This window comes from Deltaproteobacteria bacterium, assembly GCA_016875395.1.
Lineage (GTDB): Bacteria > Myxococcota_A > UBA9160 > UBA9160 > UBA6930 > VGRF01.
Genome location: VGRF01000014.1, coordinates 1 through 18,213, shown reverse-complemented (window position 1 = coordinate 18,213; position 18,213 = coordinate 1). Strand labels below are relative to the sequence as shown.

19 protein-coding genes, 2 tRNA genes and 1 pseudogene are annotated in these 18,213 nt (G+C 69.3%); 16 read left to right on the top strand and 6 right to left on the bottom strand.

The window, feature by feature from the left end:
• Window positions 1–12 precede the first annotated feature (12 nt).
• The 7 genes from thrS (at window position 13) to FJ091_12165 (ending at window position 7,013) form a co-directional block, all read left to right on the top strand.
• Window positions 13–1,947: a threonine--tRNA ligase gene (thrS, locus tag FJ091_12195; protein ID MBM4384114.1), complete on the top strand. Its 1,935-nt coding sequence runs from the start codon at window positions 13–15 to the stop codon at window positions 1,945–1,947.
• Between the two features lie 20 nt (window positions 1,948–1,967).
• Complete coding sequence (gene infC, locus FJ091_12190; GenBank protein ID MBM4384113.1) at window positions 1,968–2,606, top strand: translation initiation factor IF-3; 639 nt, start codon at window positions 1,968–1,970, stop codon at window positions 2,604–2,606.
• Between the two features lie 34 nt (window positions 2,607–2,640).
• On the top strand, window positions 2,641–2,838 hold the full coding sequence (rpmI, locus tag FJ091_12185; protein MBM4384112.1) for a 50S ribosomal protein L35: 198 nt from the start codon (window positions 2,641–2,643) through the stop codon (window positions 2,836–2,838).
• 69 nt (window positions 2,839–2,907) lie between these two features.
• Window positions 2,908–3,261 (top strand): 50S ribosomal protein L20, encoded by a 354-nt coding sequence (rplT, locus tag FJ091_12180; protein MBM4384111.1) that lies wholly within the window; start codon window positions 2,908–2,910, stop codon window positions 3,259–3,261.
• A 16-nt stretch (window positions 3,262–3,277) separates the two neighbouring features.
• Complete coding sequence (gene pheS / locus FJ091_12175) at window positions 3,278–4,267, top strand: phenylalanine--tRNA ligase subunit alpha (GenBank protein MBM4384110.1); 990 nt, start codon at window positions 3,278–3,280, stop codon at window positions 4,265–4,267.
• On the top strand, window positions 4,267–6,660 hold the full coding sequence (locus FJ091_12170; GenBank protein MBM4384109.1) for a phenylalanine--tRNA ligase subunit beta: 2,394 nt from the start codon (window positions 4,267–4,269) through the stop codon (window positions 6,658–6,660). The genes pheS and FJ091_12170 overlap by 1 nt, the downstream gene beginning before the upstream one ends.
• 44 nt (window positions 6,661–6,704) lie before the next feature.
• Window positions 6,705–7,013 (top strand): integration host factor subunit alpha, encoded by a 309-nt coding sequence (locus FJ091_12165; GenBank protein MBM4384108.1) that lies wholly within the window; start codon window positions 6,705–6,707, stop codon window positions 7,011–7,013.
• 6 nt (window positions 7,014–7,019) lie between these two features.
• On the opposite strand, the gene FJ091_12160 is transcribed toward FJ091_12165, so the two are convergent.
• Together FJ091_12160 and FJ091_12155 are read right to left on the bottom strand one after the other, a co-directional pair.
• Window positions 7,020–7,628, bottom strand: a complete 609-nt coding sequence (locus FJ091_12160; protein ID MBM4384107.1) for a methyltransferase domain-containing protein — start codon at window positions 7,626–7,628, stop codon at window positions 7,020–7,022.
• Window positions 7,629–7,749: 121 nt separating this feature from the next.
• Window positions 7,750–8,301 (bottom strand): hypothetical protein, encoded by a 552-nt coding sequence (locus tag FJ091_12155; protein ID MBM4384106.1) that lies wholly within the window; start codon window positions 8,299–8,301, stop codon window positions 7,750–7,752.
• A 191-nt stretch (window positions 8,302–8,492) separates the two neighbouring features.
• Here FJ091_12155 and FJ091_12150 point away from each other — a divergent pair, with 191 nt between their 5' ends.
• The 6 genes from FJ091_12150 to FJ091_12125 all read left to right on the top strand — a co-directional run bounded on the left by FJ091_12150 (window position 8,493) and on the right by FJ091_12125 (window position 13,890).
• On the top strand, window positions 8,493–8,894 hold the full coding sequence (locus FJ091_12150; GenBank protein ID MBM4384105.1) for a MerR family transcriptional regulator: 402 nt from the start codon (window positions 8,493–8,495) through the stop codon (window positions 8,892–8,894).
• On the top strand, window positions 8,891–10,330 hold the full coding sequence (locus FJ091_12145; protein MBM4384104.1) for an aminotransferase class V-fold PLP-dependent enzyme: 1,440 nt from the start codon (window positions 8,891–8,893) through the stop codon (window positions 10,328–10,330). The genes FJ091_12150 and FJ091_12145 overlap by 4 nt, the downstream gene beginning before the upstream one ends.
• A 59-nt stretch (window positions 10,331–10,389) precedes the next feature.
• Window positions 10,390–11,280 (top strand): AAA family ATPase, encoded by an 891-nt coding sequence (locus tag FJ091_12140; GenBank protein MBM4384103.1) that lies wholly within the window; start codon window positions 10,390–10,392, stop codon window positions 11,278–11,280.
• 30 nt (window positions 11,281–11,310) lie between these two features.
• Window positions 11,311–11,387 (top strand) — tRNA-Pro (locus tag FJ091_12135).
• A 155-nt stretch (window positions 11,388–11,542) separates the two neighbouring features.
• The gene (locus FJ091_12130; GenBank protein MBM4384102.1) at window positions 11,543–12,730 is read left to right on the top strand and encodes a tyrosine-type recombinase/integrase; all 1,188 of its coding nucleotides are present in this window, start codon (window positions 11,543–11,545) and stop codon (window positions 12,728–12,730) included.
• Window positions 12,731–13,575: 845 nt separating this feature from the next.
• Window positions 13,576–13,890, top strand: a complete 315-nt coding sequence (locus tag FJ091_12125; protein ID MBM4384101.1) for a hypothetical protein — start codon at window positions 13,576–13,578, stop codon at window positions 13,888–13,890.
• Between the two features lie 129 nt (window positions 13,891–14,019).
• Here the strand turns inward: FJ091_12125 and FJ091_12120 are convergent, their stop codons facing one another.
• A complete protein-coding gene (locus FJ091_12120) occupies window positions 14,020–14,919 on the bottom strand; it encodes a tetratricopeptide repeat protein (protein MBM4384100.1) in 900 nt (299 codons plus the stop codon).
• Window positions 14,920–15,101: 182 nt separating this feature from the next.
• Here FJ091_12120 and FJ091_12115 point away from each other — a divergent pair, with 182 nt between their 5' ends.
• Both FJ091_12115 and FJ091_12110 read left to right on the top strand, forming a co-directional pair.
• Window positions 15,102–15,584 (top strand): phage terminase small subunit P27 family, encoded by a 483-nt coding sequence (locus FJ091_12115; protein MBM4384099.1) that lies wholly within the window; start codon window positions 15,102–15,104, stop codon window positions 15,582–15,584.
• A 111-nt stretch (window positions 15,585–15,695) separates the two neighbouring features.
• Window positions 15,696–15,887: a hypothetical protein gene (locus FJ091_12110; GenBank protein ID MBM4384098.1), complete on the top strand. Its 192-nt coding sequence runs from the start codon at window positions 15,696–15,698 to the stop codon at window positions 15,885–15,887.
• Window positions 15,888–16,309: 422 nt separating this feature from the next.
• Here FJ091_12110 and FJ091_12105 read toward each other — a convergent pair whose 3' ends face one another.
• Window positions 16,310–16,579 (bottom strand): hypothetical protein, encoded by a 270-nt coding sequence (locus FJ091_12105; protein ID MBM4384097.1) that lies wholly within the window; start codon window positions 16,577–16,579, stop codon window positions 16,310–16,312.
• Window positions 16,580–16,745: 166 nt separating this feature from the next.
• Here FJ091_12105 and FJ091_12100 point away from each other — a divergent pair.
• A tRNA-Pro gene (locus FJ091_12100) sits at window positions 16,746–16,825 on the top strand.
• 121 nt (window positions 16,826–16,946) lie between these two features.
• Here the strand turns inward: FJ091_12100 and FJ091_12095 are convergent.
• Both FJ091_12095 and FJ091_12090 read right to left on the bottom strand, forming a co-directional pair.
• Window positions 16,947–17,354 (bottom strand): annotated as a pseudogene (locus tag FJ091_12095) (transposase family protein).
• Window positions 17,355–17,374: 20 nt separating this feature from the next.
• Window positions 17,375–17,611: a hypothetical protein gene (locus tag FJ091_12090; protein ID MBM4384096.1), complete on the bottom strand. Its 237-nt coding sequence runs from the start codon at window positions 17,609–17,611 to the stop codon at window positions 17,375–17,377.
• Between the last annotated feature and the right edge of the window lie 602 nt (window positions 17,612–18,213).

Genomic DNA, 18,213 nt, shown 5'->3' with positions numbered 1-18,213 from the left:
CCAACACCGTTCATGAGCTCCATCGAGGTCGGCCTGCCCGACGGTCGAAAGCTCACGGTGTCTGCCGGTGCGACCGTGCTCGAAGTTGCGGCGCAGATCGGCCGCGGGCTCGCGAAGGCCGCGCTCGCGGGGCGCATCGACGGCAAGCTCGTGGACCTGCGCACGCCGCTGCGCACGAACGTGTCGCTCCAGATCGTGACGGACCGCGACCCGCAGGGCGCCGAGGTGATCCGCCACTCCGCAGAGCACGTGATGGCCGACGCGGTGAAGCGGCTCTTTCCCGAGGCGCAGGTCGACGCCGGCCGCGCCGATCACAGCGAGAAGTTCCAGTACGACTTCAAGGTCGCGCGGCCGTTCACGCCCGACGACCTCGCGCGCATCGAGGACGAGATGCGCCGCATCCTCGCGGAGGGCGCCGCGTTCTCGCGCGAAGTGATCTCGCGCGACGAGGCGAAGAAGCTGTTCGCTTCGATGGGCGAGGAGCTGAAGCTCTCGCGCCTGGGCGACATCCCGGAAGGCGAGGAGATCACGGTCTTCCGCCACGGCCGCTTCGTCGATCTCTGCCGCGGCCCCCACGTGCAGCACACGGGCCAGATCGGCGCGCTGAAGCTGCTCGAGTCGTCGGGCAATTATTGGCGCGGCGACGAGCGCAATCCGATGCTGCAGCGCATCTACGGCACCGCGTTCGCGTCGCAGAAAGAGCTCGACGCGCACCTCGCCGCCGTCGAGCAGGCCAAGGCGCGCGATCACCGCCGCCTCGGCGCGCAGCTGAAGCTCTTCCACATCGACCCGATCTCGCCCGGCGCGCCGTTCTGGCTCCCGCGCGGCATGGCGCTCTACAACGGCCTCGTCGCGTTCGTGCGCTCGCTCTATCCGAAGTACGGCTACCAGGAAGTGATGGCGCCGCAGCTCTTCCGGGCGGAGCTGTTCAAGACCTCGGGCCACTACGACAACTTCCGCGACGACATGTTTTGGTTCGCCGGCGCCGACGAGGGCGAAGAGCTCGGCGTGAAGGCGATGAACTGCCCCGGCCACTGCCACCTGTTCGGGCTCGAGAAGCGCAGCTACCGCGATCTGCCGCTGCGCCTCGCGGAGTTCTCGCGCCTTCACCGCAACGAGCGCAGCGGCACGCTCACCGGCCTCGCGCGCGTGCGCACCTTCGCGCAGGACGACGCGCACATCTATTGCGAGCCCGAGCAGGTGGAGGCGGAGATCCACCGCTTCTTCCAGATGCTGCGCGAGATCTACGACGCGCTCGGGTTGTCAGGGATCGAGGTGAATCTCGAGACGCGGCCGGAGAAGGGCTTCCTCGGCAAGCCCGCCGACTGGGAGCGCGCGCAGACGGCGCTGATGGAGGGCGTGCAGAGCGCGGGCTACGCGTGCGGCATCAAGCCAGGCGACGCCGCGTTCTACGGCCCGAAGATCGCGTGCGACGTGCGCGACGCGATCGGTCGCGCCTGGACGCTCGGCACGCTGCAGATGGACATGGCGATGCCGGGCCGCTTTGCGCTGCGCTACATCGGACGCGACGGCAAGGAGCACCAGCCCGCGATGCTGCACCGCGCGGTGCTCGGCTCGCTCGAGCGCTTCATCGCGCTTTACATCGAGCACACCGCGGGCGACTTCCCGCTCTGGCTCGCGCCCGATCAGGTCGTGGTGCTGCCGATTACGGATCGCCATCGCGAGTACGGCGCGAAGGTGCGAGACGCGCTCAGCGCTGCGGGATTGCGGGCAGCGCTCGACGACCGCGCCGAGAAGCTGAACTACAAGATTCGCGAAGCCGAGCTGATGAAGATCCCGGTGATGGCCGTGGTCGGCGATCAGGAGCAGGCCGCGAGCACCGTCACTCCGCGCTTCCGCGCGCGGGGCGAACGCAATGCGGCGGCGATGGCGCTGGATGCCTTCGTCGCCGATCTCTCCGCGCGCGTCGCGCGGCGAGAGACCTAACAAGAACGGAGGGTACGGATATCGCCGAGAAGGACACCACGCGCGTCAACGAGCGCATCCGCGTTCGGGAGATTCTCGTAATCGGAGCCGAGGGCGAACAGCTCGGCGTGATGAGCCCCGAAGTCGCGATGGTGAAGGCTCAGGAAGTCGGCCTCGATCTCGTCGAGGTCGCGCCGAACGCGCGGCCGCCGGTTTGCCGGATCATGGATTACGGCAAGTACAAGTACGAGCAGAAGAAGAAGGCAGCCGTGGGCAAGGCGAAGGGCAAGGGGCGTACGGCGCAGCTCAAAGAGGTGAAGATGCGCCCCGCGACCGACGAGCACGATCTCCAGTTCAAGCTGAAGAACGCGCGCCGGTTCCTGATCGACGGCGACAAAGTCAAAGTGACCGTGATGTTCAAGGGCCGCGAGATGGCGCACCGCAAGGCGGGCTACGACAAGCTCGACCAGGTGCGCGCCGTGCTCGGCGACCTCGTCACCGTGGAGAGCAACCCGCAGATGCTCGGGCGCGCTCTCTCGATGACGCTGGTGCCGAACCGCGAAGTGGCGGAAGCCATGCGCAAAGCGGAAGAGCAGGAGGCGGCGCGCCTGGCCGCGGCAGAAGAAGCGGAGCGCGCGGCGAAGGCGCCCGCCGCGCCCGAGAAAGAAACCCACGCCTGATCGTGCGTGGCGAACCACGCTCCGAGGAGTTCCGATGCCGAAGATGAAATCGCACAAGGGCGCGCAGAAGCGCATCAAGCGGACGGCGAGCGGCAAGCTCACGTACCAGAAGCGCAACAAGCGCCACATCCTGACCAAGAAGTCGAGCAAGCGGAAACGCCAGCTCCGCAACAAAGGCATCTTGGCGCCGGGCGACGCGAAGAAGGTCGACCAGCTGATCCCGTACCTCTAGAGCGGGCGCGGCTCGAGCGCGGGAAGGAACCGCGCCACCGCACCGCATTCACGATTCGAGGAGAACGTCATGTCCCGTGTCAAACGCGGCGTCACCAAACACCGCCGCCACAAGAAGATTCTCGACGCCGCCGAAGGTTATTACGGCGCGCGCAGCAAGCTGATCAAGCGAGCGCGCGAGACCGTCGAGCGCGCGCAGAAGTACGCCTACCGCGACCGCAAGCAGCGCAAGCGCGAGTTCCGCAAGCTCTGGATCGCGCGCATCAACGCCGCCGCGCGCGAGCACGGCCTCTCCTACAGCCGCCTGATCGCCGGCCTCGCGAAGGCTGGCATCGAGCTCGACCGCAAGAACCTCGCCGACCTCGCGGTGGCGGACCCTGCGGCGTTCGCGGGGCTCGCCAAAGCGGCCGGCGCGAGCGCCTAACCAACGGGCGCACGAGATGCCGAGCGCCGCGAGCGAGCTAGCCGAGATCCTGCGCGAGGCGGAGCCCGTGCTCGCGGACGCCCGCACGCCGCAGGAGCTCGTCGAGCTGCGCGCGCGCTTCCTCGGCAAGAAGGGCAGCGTGTCGGGCGTCCTGCGCACGCTCGGCTCGCTCGCGCCCGAGGAGCGCGCGGCGCTCGGCGCCGCGGCGAACGCGGCGAAGGCGCGCATCGAGGCGTGGGCCGACGCGCGCGAGGCGCAGCTGCGCGGCGCGCAGCAGGCCGCGGCGCTCGCGCAGCATCGCCTCGACGTGACGCTGCCGAGCGCCGGCGCGCCGCGCGGGCACATGCACCCCGTGAGCCGCATCGAGCTGGAGATGCAGCGCTTCTTCGCGGGCCTCGGCTACTCGCTCGAAGACGGCCCCGAGGTCGAGACCGACTGGAACAACTTCGGCGCGCTCAACTTCCCCGAGGACCACCCCGCGCGCGACACGCAAGACACGTTCTTCGTCGACGGCGGCCACTTGTTACGGACGCAGACCTCGAACGTCCAGATCCGCGGCATGACGGGGCGCAAGCCGCCCTTCCGCCTGATCACGACGGGCCGCGTCTATCGCCACGACCTCGACGCCACGCACTACCCGATGTTCCATCAGATCGAGGGCATCTGTGTCGGCCCGAACGTCACGTTCGGCGACCTCAAGGGCACGCTCTACGCCTTCGCCCGCCACGTGTTCGGGGCGAACACCGAGCTGCGCTTCCGTGCGCACTTCTTTCCCTTCACCGAGCCGAGCGCCGAGATGGACTTTCGCTGGGGCGATCGTTGGCTCGAGTGGGGCGGCTGCGGAATGATCCATCCGACCGTGCTGCGCAACTGCGGCATCGATCCCGACCAGCATCAGGGCTTCGCGTTCGGCATGGGCTTCGATCGCGTGGCGATGGATCGCTTCGGCATTCCGAACATCCAGCTCATGTTCGATGGCGACGTGCGCGTGCTGGAGCAGTTCTGATGCGCGTCGCAGTGAGCTGGCTCGAGGAGTGGATCGGACTTCCTCCAGTGGAGGCGCTGTGCGAGCGCCTCACGACCGCGGGCATCGAGATCGAGGGCGTGGAGCGCACGGGGCCCGATCTCTCGGGCGTGCGCGTCGGCCACGTCGTGGCGCGCGAGAAGCACCCCGATGCGGACAAGCTCTCGCTCTGTCGCGTCGACGTCGGCGAGGGCGAGCCGCTCGAGATCGTGTGCGGCGCGCCGAACGTCGCGGCGGGGCAGCGAGTGGCGGTCGCGCTCGTGGGCGTGGATCTCCCCGGCGGCCTGCGCATCAAGAAGTCGAAGATCCGCGGCGTCGTCTCGAACGGGATGATCTGCTCTGCGCGCGAGCTGGGCCTCGGGGAGAGCCACGACGGGATTCTCGTGCTCGACGCCAGCGCACCCGTCGGGAGGCCACTGCCCGAGGTGTTACGGACGGGCGACACGGTGCTCGACTTCGAGCTCACGCCGAACCGCGGCGACTGGGCCTCGATGCTCGGCATCGCGCGCGAGGTGCGCGCGCTGTTCGGCGGCGAGCTCCGCTTCCCGCAGCTCGCGCCACGCGAGTCGGGCGACGCCGCGGCGAAGCACGTGCGCGTCGCGATCGAAGATCGCGCGGGCTGCTCGCGTTACGCGGCCCGCGTCGTGCGCGGCGTGCGCGTGGCGCCGTCGCCCAAGTGGGTCGTCGACAAGCTCGAAGCCGCAGGGGTGCGCAGCGTCAACAACGTCGTCGACGTGACGAACCTCGTGATGCTCGAGCTCGGCCAGCCGCTGCACGCGTTCGATCTCGATCGCGTGCGCGGCACGGTGCGCGTGCGCGCGGCCAAGGCGGGCGAGAAGCTGCGCACGCTCGACGGCCAGGACCGCACGCTCGAAGCGGGCGATCTCGCGATCGCTGACGACTCGGGCGCGATCGCGCTCGCCGGCGTGATGGGCGGCGCCGAGAGCGAGGTTCACGAGGGCACCACGAACGTGCTGCTCGAGAGCGCGCACTTCGACCCGAGGCGCGTGCGCAAGACCGCGCGCCGGCTCGGGCTGCACAGCGAGGCGAGCTACCGCTTCGAGCGCGGCGTCGACCCCGACGGTCAGGCGCGCGCGGCGGATCGCGCGGCCCTGCTGCTCGCGGAGCTCGCGGGCGGAAGCGTCGCGCCGGGCGTGGTCGAGGCGCTCGGCGAACCCGTGCGGCGCGCGAGCGAGATCAGCCTCGATCCTGCGCGCGCGAATCGCTTGCTCGGCACGCAGCTCTCGGCGAGCGAGATGATCGCGCTGCTCGCGCGCGTCGACGTCGCTGCAGAGCCCGCGGGCGCGCTCCTGCGCTGCAAGCTCCCGCGCTACCGCGGCGATCTCGCGATCCCCGAGGACCTGATCGAGGAGATCGCGCGCATTCACGGCTACGACGCGATTCCCGCGACGTTGCCGCCGGCCGCGCTCGAAGGCACCACGCTGCCGCCGCGCCGCGCGACGCTCGACGCCGCGCGCGCGAGCCTGGTCGCGTCGGGGCTGACCGAGCTGATGACGTTCGTCGGCGTCGATGCTGCGGAGCACGATGCCCTGCGCCTCGCGCCGAACGATCCGCGCCGTGCGTGCGTGCGCATCGCGAACCCGATTCACGCGAGCGACGACACGCTCCGCACGCAGCTCACCGGCACCGTGCTCCGCATCGCGCGCGCGAACCTCGCGCGCCAGGCGAGCGGGCTGCGCGTGTTCGAGATCTGGCGCGTGTTTCGCAAGGGCCCGCCCGGCGAGCTTCCGAGCGAGCCGCTCGAGGCGGTCGCGCTCATCACCGCAGGCGATGCCGGCGTGTGGGACCGCGCGGAGACGCCGCCGTTCTTCCAGGCGAAGGCGATCGCGGAGCGGCTGCTCGCCGATCTCGGTCACGCCGTCTCGTTCTCGGCCGGCGAGTGCGAGCCGTTCCTGCACCCGGGCGCTGCGGGGAGCTTCAGCGTCGCGGGCAAGTCCGTCGTGCGCGTCGGAGAGCTTCACCCCGAGGTCGCTGCCGCGTTCGAGATCGCCACGCCGTGCGCGCTCGTGGTCGCGGACGTCGAGGCTCTCGACGGCGCGAAGGCGGAGCCGCCGAAGTACCGGGAAGTCTCGAAGCACCCGCGCGTGGTGCGCGACATCGCGCTCTTGTTAGGTCGCGACACGGCGGCGGGCAGCGTGATCGCGACGATCCGGCGCCTCGCGGGAGCCTCGCTCACGTCGGTCACGGTGTTCGATCGATACGAAGGGAAGGGCGTGCCGGAGGGCAAGCTGAGCCTCGCGTTTCGCCTCGTCTTCCAGCGCACGGATCGAACGCTCACCGAGCAGGAAATCGCGAAGACCATGGAGCGCGTGGTGAACGCGCTGAAGCAAGAGCTCGGAGCCGAGCTTCGTTAGCCGCAAGCGCAGCCGAGCGAAGTCCAGATGGATAGGAGAGAGCCATGACGAAGGCCGAGATCGTCGAGCAAATCTACGAGCGGGTGGGCTTCTCGAAGAAGGAGTCCGCCGAGCTGGTGGAGCGCGTGTTAGACATCATCAAGGACACGCTCGCCGACGGCGAGAAGGTGAAGATCTCCGGCTTCGGCAACTTCGTCGTGCGCGAGAAGAACGCGCGCAAGGGCCGCAACCCGCAGACGGGCGAGGAGATCCGGCTCGCAGCGCGGCGCGTGCTCACGTTCAAGCCGAGCCTCGTGCTGAAGAACATCCTCAATGGCGAGGAGCCCGGCACCGACGACGCGCTCGACGACTGAGCGAGGTCAGCGCGCGCCCGGCAGGTGCTCGCGCGCCATCTCGACCAGCCGCTCCGCGCGCAGCGGGGGGACGCCCGCCACAGCCCACAGGTCGAAGTAAGGCGCTCCGCGGCGCAGCGGCACGACGAGCTCGAAGCCCGCGGCCTGCAGCGTTCCCACCAGCACGCGCTCGGTGAAGCCGCACTTGTGCGCCATGTACGTCTTGCCGCGCGCCACCTCGCCGCGGTGTCCGTACAGGATGTCGAGCGGCGCGATCGGGCCGGCGGGCGAAACGTACGCGGAGTCGGTGAGCTTGTCCTGTGCGACGAGCTCGCACACGGACTGCAGATCCGGGCAAGTGATCACCGCTAATCCGCCGGGCCGCAGCACGCGGCGAAACTCGGCGAGGGCGACGGGCACCTCGTGCGCGAACAGGTGCTCGAGGTTGTGACTCGAGAAGAGCGCCTCGACCGAAGCGTCGGCGACTTCCGCCATGTCCGTCATCGAGCCGACGATGTCGGACGCGGCGGCCGGGTCGATGTCGAGCCGGAGCTCGCGCCAACCCGGCGTGGCGAATCCGCGAGTGGTCGACTCGCGCCGCTTCGGTACGCAGCCCACGTGCAAGAACGTCTGCATCGCCTCGCTCCTTCGCGCACCTCATCGCTACGAGCTCGGCGCAGCTGGAGCGCAATCCCGCGCTCTGCGTAATTCCCGGTGAGCGACCCCGTCGCGCGAGCGGCGCGATTCCTCCGTGGAATCACTGGGCAAAACCCGTGTTTCGCGCGCTCGCGCGTCTCCGAGAAGCGCGAGGTGCACTTCGCCGCGAGGCCGTTGCGCGCGCCCTAACAAGTGCGCCGCACGGAGGGGAGCGGGCGGAAGGCGAGATCGGGAGCCAAGGCGCGTCGAGGAATGCGAACAGCGCCGGTCCCGAGACGAGCTGCCGCAGCGTCGTGAGATCCGCGAGCGCCTGCGCCGGGTTCGCGCCGCGTTCGCGCAGCCCGCGCGCGAAGGCGGCGTCGAACACGCGCGCCCCGAGCGCGGCATCGAGCGCCGCGCCCACGCGAATCGTGATCAGCCCGCGCGTCCACTCGAGGGCGCCGCCGAGCGCGAAGAAGGCGAGCGCGAGGACCGTCAGCAACGCGAGCGTCGTCTCGTTCCGGCTCGTGAGCACGCGATCGAAGATCTGCAGCATGTACAGCGAAGGCACGAGCATGAGCAGGTTCGTCGCGGCGGAGAACAGCGCGAGGTAGCGGAACAGCCGGCGGTGCTGGAGCAGCGCGGCGTCGATCTCGCGGGAGGGATCGAGCACGACAGGCCCCTGCGCAGTGCGACGGCGTGCGCAGCCCCGTGCTCGCGAGCGCCTCGGCTGCTCGCGTTATCGGAGCGTGCGCGCGCGGCCTGAACGCGACTGGCGCGTTTTTTCATCGGAGCGGCACGATTTCAGAATGAAACGTCGGCGCAAGAAAGCCTACGATGGCGCCTTCGCGACGGGGGCAGGCGATGGCAAAGCGGTCGGCGCGCAAGGCAGCCACGAAGAGCAGCAGCGGGCTCGCGCTCGAGAAGCGTTACTACCGGATCGGCGAAGTGGCGAAGCTCACGGGCATCAAGCCGTATGTGCTGCGGTACTGGGAGAGCGAGTTCCGCTGGATGGCGCCCGCGAAGTCTCGCTCGAAGCAGCGCCTCTACCGCGCGCGCGATGTCGAGGTCGTCGAGCTGATCAAGCGGCTCCTGTACGCGGAGCGCTTCACGATCGAGGGCGCGAAGAAGAAGCTGCGCGAGCTCGGCGTGGAGAAGGCGCTCGACGCGCCGCAGCTCGACCTCGCGCTCGGCGGCGATCCAGCCACGCAGCTGAAGCGCATTCGCGAGACGCTGCTGGAGGTGCGCGCGGCGCTCCTCGCATGAGCGATCTGCATGAGCGCTTGCGCGCGCTCGAAGCGGAGAGCGCGCCGCTCGAAGCGGATGCGCTGCGGCGCCGCGAGCTGGCGGATGCTGCGCTCGGCTACGGGGAGGCGCGCATCGACGAGATCGCGCGCGGCCCCGCAGCGCCGCAGACGCCTGCTCCGCGACTCGACGAGCTCGCCGTGCGAGACGAGCCGGCGCCGCTGGCGGACGTGCTCGCGCGGCTCGAGCGCAACGTCGAGGCGGGCGCGGCGCGTCCCGCGTCGGGGCGCTTCTTCGCGTACATCCCGGGCGGGAATCTCTACGAGTCCGCGCTCGCGGACTTCGTCGCCGCCGTGAGCGGCCTCTACTCCGCACGGCACAGCGTCGCCGCCGGCGCCGTCGCGGTCGAGAACGCGGTGCTCGCGTGGCTCACGCAGCTGTTGGGTCTCCCCGCGCAGAGCGCCGGCAACCTCACGTCGGGGGGCAGCCTCGCCAACTTCATCGCGATCGTGACCGCGCGCGAGCACGCGCACATCCGCGCCGCCGAGATTTCGCGAACCGTCGTGTACGCCACCGCGCAGGCGCACCACAGCCTCGCGAAGGGCCTGCGCGTCGCGGGCCTCGGCGAGGCCGTCGTGCGCGAAGTGCCGATGGACGCGCGCTTCCGGATGGACGCGAGCGCACTCGCGCGCCTCGTGGCGGCGGACCGCGCGGCGGGACTCACGCCTTGGTTGTTGTTGGCGGCCGCCGGAACTACGGACACCGGTGCGGTCGACCCGCTGCCCGCGCTCGCCGACCTGGCGGCGCGGGAGAAGCTGTGGCTCCACGTCGACGCGGCGTACGGCGGCATGTTCGCGCTCGTGAAGGCGCCGATCCTGCGCGGCATCGAGCGCGCGGACTCGATCGTCGTCGACCCGCACAAGGGGATGTTCCTGCCGTGGGGCGTCGGCGCCGTGCTCACGCGTCACCGCGAAGCGATGCGCTCCGCGTTCTCCTTCGAGGCCAGCTACATCCACGATGCGCTCGGAGGCGAGGTGACGCTCTCGCCGATGGAGACATCGCCCGAGCTCTCGCGTCCGTTCCGTGGGCTGCGCGTTTGGCTTCCGCTTGCGCTGCTCGGCACGCGGCCCTTCGCGGCAGCGCTCGAAGAGAAGTTGTTACTGGCGCAGCATGCGCACGCGCGGCTCAGCGAAGACACGGCCTTCGAGACCGGGCCCGCACCCGATCTCAGCGTGGTCCTGTTTCGCCCGCGCGGCGCCGGGAGCACGGCGGAGCGGAATGCGCGCACCGAGCGGCTCGCCGCGTCCCTCGCCGCCGACGGCCGCGCTGCGTTCTCGCCCACCACGATCGCCGGCGAGCGCTGGCTGCGCATGGCGATCCTCGCGGCGCGCACGCACCTGCGCGAGGTCGACGAGGCGCTTCAGATCCTGCGCGAGCACGCAGCGAAGCTCGGCTGAGCGCGGAACGCGAGCGGTACGCACTCGCGTCGCGGGGCCGTCGAGACGAAACAGCGCGGGTGGAACCCTTCGGCGTCACGAGCGATCCCGCCTTCTACGTGCCGCGCCTCGGCACCGAGGCTGCACTCACGGCGCTGCGCGAAGGCTTCGCGTCGGGCAAGCGCATCAGCGTCCTGACGGGGCCGCCGGGCCTCGGCAAGACGATGGTGCTGCACGTGCTCGCACGGGACCTGACGAACGCGCGGTCCCGCTTCCTGCCGTACTCGGCGCTCGCGCCCGAGGATCTCGCGCATTTCGCACTCGCGCCCGGTGAGCAGGCCGAAGGGGAGAGCGCGCTGGCAGCGCTCGCGCGGCTCGCGAAGAAGGAAGGAGCGCGCCCACTCGTGCTGCTAGTCGACGACGCCGGGGCACTTCCGCCCGAGACGTCGCGGAGCCTGCGGCAGCTCGCGGACTCGCTGGGCGGGGCGCTGCGAGTCGTTGCCGCGATCGGAAACGAAGCCCGCCAGGGCGCCGCGATGGCCGCTTTCGGCGAGGGCCTTCATCACGTGCGCCTCAAGCAGCCCATGCTCGATCGCGAAGTCGGCGTCTACGTCCGCCGGCGGCTCGAGCTTGCGGGCGCGGCACCCGACGCGCTGCATCCGCAGCAGATCGAGTGGCTCGCTACCGAATCCGGCGGAGTGCCGCGCGTCATCAACACGCTCGCAGCGCGCCTCCTGCAGACCGCAGTCGAGATCGGCAGCGACGTCGCGACGGCGATCGCCAGCGCGCAGGGCGAATCCGGGGCGCGCCGACAACACGCGCAAGCGCGGTCGCGCGCTCCAGCCGCGGACCCGAAAACGGCTATCTCCGTGAAGGCGCCGAAATCGCGCGCTTCGGGTCCAGGCCGCGCAGCGCCGAGCCGCGGGCTGGTCGCGTGGCTCCGCGCGCTGCTGCGTTTTCGTCGACACTGAAGGATCGGCCGGCTACCCACTGCGACCGGTCGGGCCGTGGCGCAGCCTGGTAGCGCACCTGAATGGGGTTCAGGGGGTCGCTGGTTCGAATCCAGTCGGCCCGACCAGTAAACGCCGAGATTCCAAGCACTTACAATCTCGGCTGTTCTTGACGAAGCCCGCGGAATCCCCCTAAATCCCGCTGCGGTTCTTCCGCCTTTCTTCCGCGGTCCTGTTTTCGCGACCCGCTGAGAGGCTCACCGAAGGCCGCGAAGGGGGCGCGATGCCGAAGCGCAGCACGGTCAAGCTCACGAAGTCGGTCGCGGACAAGGCGAAGAAGGCGGGCTTCGTGTGGGACGCGGAGATTCCGGGATTCGGCCTGCGCGTGCATCCGAGCGGCGCGCGCGCGTGGTGCGTCCAGTACATGCTCGACGGCCGCACGAAGCGGCACTCGCTCGGCTCGTATCCGAAGATCACCGCGGAGAACGCGCGCGCGCACGCCGCGAGGCTGCTCGCCGAGGTGCGTCTCGACGGCCGCGACCCCTCGCGCGAGAAGCGCGAGCGCCTCGACGCGCTCACCGTCGCCGAGCTCGTCGAGCGCTACGAGGCCGAGCACCTGCCGAAGAACGCGCGCGCGACGCAGCTCGAAAACAAGCGCATCCTCGCGAAGTACGTGACGCCGGCGCTCGGCCCGATGAAGGTTGCGGCCGTCACGCCGAGCGACGTGCAGCACGTGCACGCGAGCCTCGCGACGAAACCGGTGCAGGCGAACCGCGTGCTCTTCCTGATCTCGACCCTGTTCAACCTCGCCGAGCGCTGGGGCCTGCGTCCCGACGGCACGAACCCGACGCGCCGCGTCGAGCGCTTCGCCGAGGCGCCGCGCGAACGACACCTGAGCGAGCTCGAGCTGCGCCGACTCGGCAAGGGCTTGAAGGCGGTCGAGACGAGCGACCCGGCGAAGTGCGCGGCGATTCGGCTGCTCGTCCTAACAGGTTGCCGGCGCGCGGAGATCCTGGGGCTCGAGTGGGCGCGCGTCGACCTCGAGCGCGGATTCATCGCGCTCGACACGCACAAGACCGCACGCCACCACGGCGCGAAGCACGTCGTGCTCAACGAGCCCGCGCTCGACGTGCTCAGAAGCCTCGCCAACGCGCCGAAGCGGCATGAGCGGTGGGTCTTCCCGAACCCGACGAAGAAAGCCGCGCTGCGCGAAATTCGCGCGGCGTGGAACGACGTGAAGACGAAGGGCGGGCTCGACGCGGCGATCCGGCTTCACGACCTCCGTCACTCGTTCGCGTCGCAGGGCCTGCTGGAAGGGCTCTCGCTGCCGGCGATCGGCGCGCTGCTCGGTCACTCGCGCGCGACGACGACGCAGCGTTACGCGCACTGGTCGCAGGACCCGCTGCGCGAGGCGAGCGCAAAGGTGGGCGAGCGCATCGGCGGCGCGCTCGAGCGCGAGGTGGCGGAGTGAAGCGCCCTAAACCTCGGCCCGGGATCTACGACGACCTCGACGACTCGACAACCAGCGGGCACGTCGAGCGATGCCGGCGCGACTTCATGCTTACGAGAAACCCCCTCTTTGCCTGGGAGGCATGGGACGTTGGTAAACCTCGTCGCCGCGCGCGGCGCCAGACAGGACGCCCGACGTCGTCGCGCCCTCCGCGCGCATGCCGCCCTTCTCGAACACGGGGTGAGCCTCGGTCGAGACGGAGCAGCCTGCGAGCGCGAGCGCACCCGCGACGCATACGGCCGCCGCTCGCCGCGCGTCCCGCGCGCGCGCCGCGCCCGGAGTCGCTCTCACATCTCGAGGATTCGAGGCTCTCGTCACGCCGGCATTCTAGGTACTGCCGTCGGGGCCCCGCGAACCTGCTCCCCCAAACCGCGCGCCGGGGCGCGATCGCGCCGCTGGTCGCGGCAGCACTCGACATCGACGGTTCCTGCAATCGGCGCTCAGCGAGCGCGCGCAACGGGCCCGAAGGAACCGGAGCACCCAGCGTCCCGCCTCCGCATCACGCCCGAGCTTCTCGACGCGACATGAGTTCGCCGGAAAGCCGCGCGCTGCTCGGACGACAAGTGCCGACGCTCAATCCCCGGGTGCCTGATTGTCGGTGGCCGCACCACGAAGCTGAGGTCAAAGAGCTGCTCGTGTCAGGAACCGCTGACAGCGTTCCAACAACTCGTTGGCCCCAAGGGCGTCTACACCTTCGCCCCCGAACGGGGAGGGTTCTGCTTGCTTTGTCGGCGCATAGCGGCGTAGGATGCCGCAGCGGTACTGGCCATCGGGCCGCGTCAACAACGATCTGAGGGAGATGAATCGTGAATGTGAATCCGTACAAGCTCATCGGTTGGGCAGGTCTCGCCGTCTGCATCGTCGGCGCGTTCGTGGAAATCCCGTACGCGTCGCTCATCCTGGTGGTGGCCGGCGTGGCCGTCGGCGTGTCGATCGCGACGGAAGACAGCGTTCGCGTGATCGTCACGGCGCTCGCCCTGACGTCGTTGTCGAGCGTGCTGATGAACGTTCCGGCGATCGGCGAGATACTGACGAAGATCTTCAGTGCCGCAGGCGTGCTCACGTCCGGCGCAGCGCTGTCGATGATCGGCCGTAACATGTGGAACCGTTTCAAGCCCTGACTGAAGCCGAAGGACGCGGCTGACGAAAGGCCCTCCGCGAGGCGGGCCTTCCCCCTTGCCACGCGGGTCGTCGGCGAGCAGGTGCGGCGCGATCGTGCGGATCGCGCGCGCTCACGCCACTGGGCCTCGTCATCTTCGATGTAGCGCGCTCGCGCTCGCGGCGAGCCGTTCGCTGAGCTTCGAGATCGCCCTGCCGAGCTCCGACTCAGGTCCCGCGCCAAGTTCCGCGGCGAGGTTCTCGGCCTCCTCGAGCAACGCGCGGCCGGTCGCCGAGTCGTCGCTGCTCGCTTCCAGCAACCCACGCGCGCAGAGCAGCATGCCGAGTTCGAGCTTGTCTCCCACCTCGCGCAGGAGCCGCTCGCCGGCGGCGAAGTGCGCTCGCGCCTCGGGCATCGCGCTGGTCTGCGCGCAGAGGTCAGCCAGCAGCCCAAGCACGGCGCCTTCCTGCTGACGGTCCCTCACCTCGCGGAGGATCAGGAGCGAACGCTCGAAGTGCTCCCGCGCGTTGTCCGTCCGGCCTCGGCGCGCGAGAAGACCTCCCCGAGCGGCAAGCACGATCCCTTCGAATCGCCGGTTGCCCACCTCGCGATGGATCGCGAGCGCCTGCTCATTGAGTTCCCACGCCCCCTCCACTCGGCCTTCGCCAACATGCAGGTGGGCGAGGTTCCCGAGCACATGCCCCTCCGAGCTGCGGTCGCCCACCTCGCGGTTGGTCGCGAGCGCCCGCTCGAAGAGCTCACGTGCTTCCTGCGCACGACCTTGGTCCATGCGCAGCAGGCCGAGGTTGCCGAGCACGATGCCCTCGTTTCGCCGGTCACCACACTCCCGGTAAATCGCGACGGCGCGCTCGTCAAACGCGAGCGCGTCCGTCAATCGACCCTGGAGGTGGTGCATGGTGCCGAGGTTGCCGAGCACGACACCCTCCGCATGGCGGTTGCCCACCTCGCGATAGATCGCGAGCGCTTGCTCGAAGTGCTCTCGCGCTTCCTCCAGGCGCCCGGGGCCGACCAGTAAACGCCGAGATTCCAAGCACTTACAATCTCGGAGGTGATGTGGGAGAAGGGGCTCCGCCTCGCCGCCGCGTTCAACCAGATACCCGGCGCGTCGCCTGTGACGGCAATGCGCGCCGCGCGAAGCGCGAACCGCTGGGCAATCCGGAAGGTCCAAAAGCGCGAATTGAGTCGCCTGGGATGCGCCGCAGGAGAGCGCCGGTGAGGGGCCGGAGACCGAAGCCGCGGGCGCTGAAGCTCCTGCTCGGAAACCCCGGCAAGCGAGCACTCGGCGACGAGATGCAGGGCGAGCCGGGCCTCGGGCCTTGCCCTGACCACCTGACCGGGCACGCGCGCGACTGCTGGCTCGACCTCGCGCCGCAGCTCGACGCTCTCGGCATCGCGCAACGCCAAGACCGCGGGATGTTCGAGGGACTTTGCGTCGCGTACGGCACCTGGCGCACGGCGCTTGAGCTGATCGCGCGCGACGGGATGACTTACACGACGACGAACCCAAAGACCGGCGCCGTCACCGAGCGAGTGCGGCCTGAGGTCGGGGTCGCGCGCGGCGCCGAGCGCCTCTTCGCACAGTTCGCGACGGAGTTCGGGCTCTCGCCCTCGTCGCGTCAGCGCGTCGCGTTCCGGGCACCGCGGAAGGCGACGCCGTTGAGGAACTTGATTCGATCGAAGTACGAGACCGACTGAGAGTCGCCGCCGCAAGTCGCGACGGCGCGGCGACCCAATAAGTGGGCGCCCGGAGCCGGAATTCCCGCCAAGAGATGAACCGGTAACCGAGCGCCCCGAGGAGAACTCAACGTGAAGAAGAAGAACCCGAAACGCAACCCGTCCGGCGCCAACGCCTACACGCTCAGCGCGCTCATGCACGCGATGCTCGCCGAGCTGAGTCCGAGCTCGCGGCGCCGGCTGCGGGAAGGCTCACCGGCGCCGCGCGTTCGCGCGCGGAGCGCGATGCGGGCGAGTGGTTCGCCGACTGCGCGGACCGCGTGATTCGCGTCGAGTACCGCGAGCTCCTGCAGCTCGCGAAGCGGCACAGCGACAAGAGCGGCGTCATCGCCGACACGTTCTTCGCCGCCGCCGAGGCGCTCTACGCGAAGCGCATTCGCCGCTTCGCGGAAGGCGTCTACAGCGAGCCCGCGCACACGTTCGGCCGCGACGTGAAGGAGCACGCCGAAGCGCACCTCGCGAAGTCGCACGAGCTGCTATTCGCAATGCGCGGGGCTCGCGGGAGCGGCGCGAGAAGCTGCTGCTCCGGTGGCGAGATCGGCGCATGGGGACGTTCGAAGTCGAGTGCACACGCACACCTCTCTTCGAGGAAGGCTGGCGAGTTGCCCTCGAACAGCGCGAGCAGAATGCGCACCCTCGCCCAGCGGTTGCGAGCAGGTTCACGTTCCCGCCCCGTAGGAGCGCCGCTACTTGATCTCGTAGACGCCCGGCGTGACCTCGCGCTGCGGCGCGGCCTTCGGCGCTGGCGGCGCCGAGGTCGGGAAGTCCGGCGCCGACATCTTCTCGATGCAGCGCGCGAGCACGTACGGGATTGCGGCGATCGCGAGCGATTGCGCATACCAAGCCGCCGACTGCACCGCGTTTGCGTCGCTCGGGATGCTGCACCCGTGCACCGCGCCACCGATTGCAAACAGGAAGGCGAGCCCGTACACGAACCTCGCGCCGGAGGAAACCATCGCGAGCAACCTCCGCCCCGAGCATCGCACGCTCCGCGGCGCGCTCGCCGCCGCACTGCCGCACTGCCGCACCGGGAGTGATCCCTTCCGCAAGCCGGAGCGGAGGAAAACGCGTGCGCGTTCTTCCGCAGTTCTTCCGCGAGTTCACGCCGCTCGCGTAACCACGCGTGCTGTCGACGCTTTCCGTCGGTGCATCGCTGAATGGGGTTCAGGGGGTCGCTGGTTCGAATCCAGTCGGCCCGACCAGCAGAATCAAACGGTTCCGAGACCCTTCATTCCCCCAGAGAAACCGAAGTGGGCATTAAGTGGGCAGCCGGCGCCTCGCGTTCTAGGGGTGACCTGCCTGAGATCCTCGGCCCTAATTCCTCTAGAGAACGGCCTCTGTCTGCTGCGTTGTTGAACACCGCTCGGCGAACTCCGCCGGGGTGAGGTTGCCGAGGCTCGAGTGCGGCCGGACGGAGTTGTACTCCCGTCGCCAGGCCTCGATCAACCCGCGGGCCTCGGTTCGATTCTGGAACCACTGCATCCCTAAGCACTCGTCGCGGAACTTGCCGCTGAACGATTCGTTCGCTCCGTTCTGCCACGGCTTGCCCGGATCGATCAGCGCCGTCTCGATCTTCGCCTCGTGGGTGAGCCACTGGAGGATCGCCCGCGAGACGAACTCCGGGCCGTTGTCGCTGCGCAGGTAGCGCGGAGCACCGCGCACGCTGAGGAGCTTCGACAGCACCTCGATCACGCGCTGTGATCGGATGCTGCTGCCCACGTCGATCGCGAGCGCACCCTCGAGTCTCGCCTCTACTTTGTCTTGGCGCTGCGCGGAAAGAACAAGACTACCACTATGGTGCATCCAACCAGGATGGCTGACACGTCGGTTCCATCGAGCCACGCAACGTGCAGCAAGAACGTCAGGATCACGCCACGACCAATGAACACCCGCATGGGGGCGCGGGTCTCGTAGGTCCACGTCGCGAAAAAGCAGACCGCTACGACCACGACACAGAGGAGTGCGGTTACCAGCATACCGGAGGTCATCAGTGTAGAACCTCCTCCTCTTCCCGCGTCGCATCCCTGCGTATTCTGTCGCCCTTTGAAATGACAGCGCGACCTATCCCCGTCGGTCTCCAGAAGGCGCTGAGCTGTGCCGGACCGAGTCTTCCTTTGCGTACCGCAAAATCGCCCGCTTTCACTGCCAGCTTTGCCACGCCAACCGACACCCCAAGATCCACTGCGTCATACAAGATGTCCCCGCGACGCTCGCCAAGCACATCTCTCGAGATCGATCGCAGCCAACCTGGCTCTCCTGTGGTCCCTTCTTGCATGTTGTTGGTCCCGAGAAATACTAGGCCGGCGCTTGCCATCGACGTGCTCGCGTGCCCACGCTGTGGCGCCCGCACGCGCGTGATCTCGGCGCATCTTCCCCCGGATGCAGCCGCCGCGATCCTCGGATGCCTCGGCCTGCCGACGCGAGCGCCTCCGGCCGCGCCGCCGCGAAGCGACGAGCTATGGGTGGACGACGGATTCGAGACGCACCTTCGCACCTGAGGAGCCGCGAGCGCCGCGGCGGGCTGCGGAAGGCGGGCGTGCGCCCGCTCGCAGGGCGGGGGGCGCGGCGTCCCGTCGCCGCACCCGGATCG

Coding starts and splice junctions, on each gene's coding strand:
- thrS (MBM4384114.1), top strand. CDS start 13: ATGAGCTCCATCGAGGTCGGCCTGCCCGACGGTCGAAAGCTCACGGTG.
- rpmI (MBM4384112.1), top strand. CDS start 2,641: ATGCCGAAGATGAAATCGCACAAGGGCGCGCAGAAGCGCATCAAGCGG.
- rplT (MBM4384111.1), top strand. CDS start 2,908: ATGTCCCGTGTCAAACGCGGCGTCACCAAACACCGCCGCCACAAGAAG.
- pheS (MBM4384110.1), top strand. CDS start 3,278: ATGCCGAGCGCCGCGAGCGAGCTAGCCGAGATCCTGCGCGAGGCGGAG.
- FJ091_12170 (MBM4384109.1), top strand. CDS start 4,267: ATGCGCGTCGCAGTGAGCTGGCTCGAGGAGTGGATCGGACTTCCTCCA.
- FJ091_12165 (MBM4384108.1), top strand. CDS start 6,705: ATGACGAAGGCCGAGATCGTCGAGCAAATCTACGAGCGGGTGGGCTTC.
- FJ091_12160 (MBM4384107.1), bottom strand. CDS start 7,628: ATGCAGACGTTCTTGCACGTGGGCTGCGTACCGAAGCGGCGCGAGTCG.
- FJ091_12150 (MBM4384105.1), top strand. CDS start 8,493: ATGGCAAAGCGGTCGGCGCGCAAGGCAGCCACGAAGAGCAGCAGCGGG.
- FJ091_12145 (MBM4384104.1), top strand. CDS start 8,891: ATGAGCGATCTGCATGAGCGCTTGCGCGCGCTCGAAGCGGAGAGCGCG.
- FJ091_12130 (MBM4384102.1), top strand. CDS start 11,543: ATGCCGAAGCGCAGCACGGTCAAGCTCACGAAGTCGGTCGCGGACAAG.
- FJ091_12105 (MBM4384097.1), bottom strand. CDS start 16,579: ATGGTTTCCTCCGGCGCGAGGTTCGTGTACGGGCTCGCCTTCCTGTTT.
- FJ091_12090 (MBM4384096.1), bottom strand. CDS start 17,611: ATGACCTCCGGTATGCTGGTAACCGCACTCCTCTGTGTCGTGGTCGTA.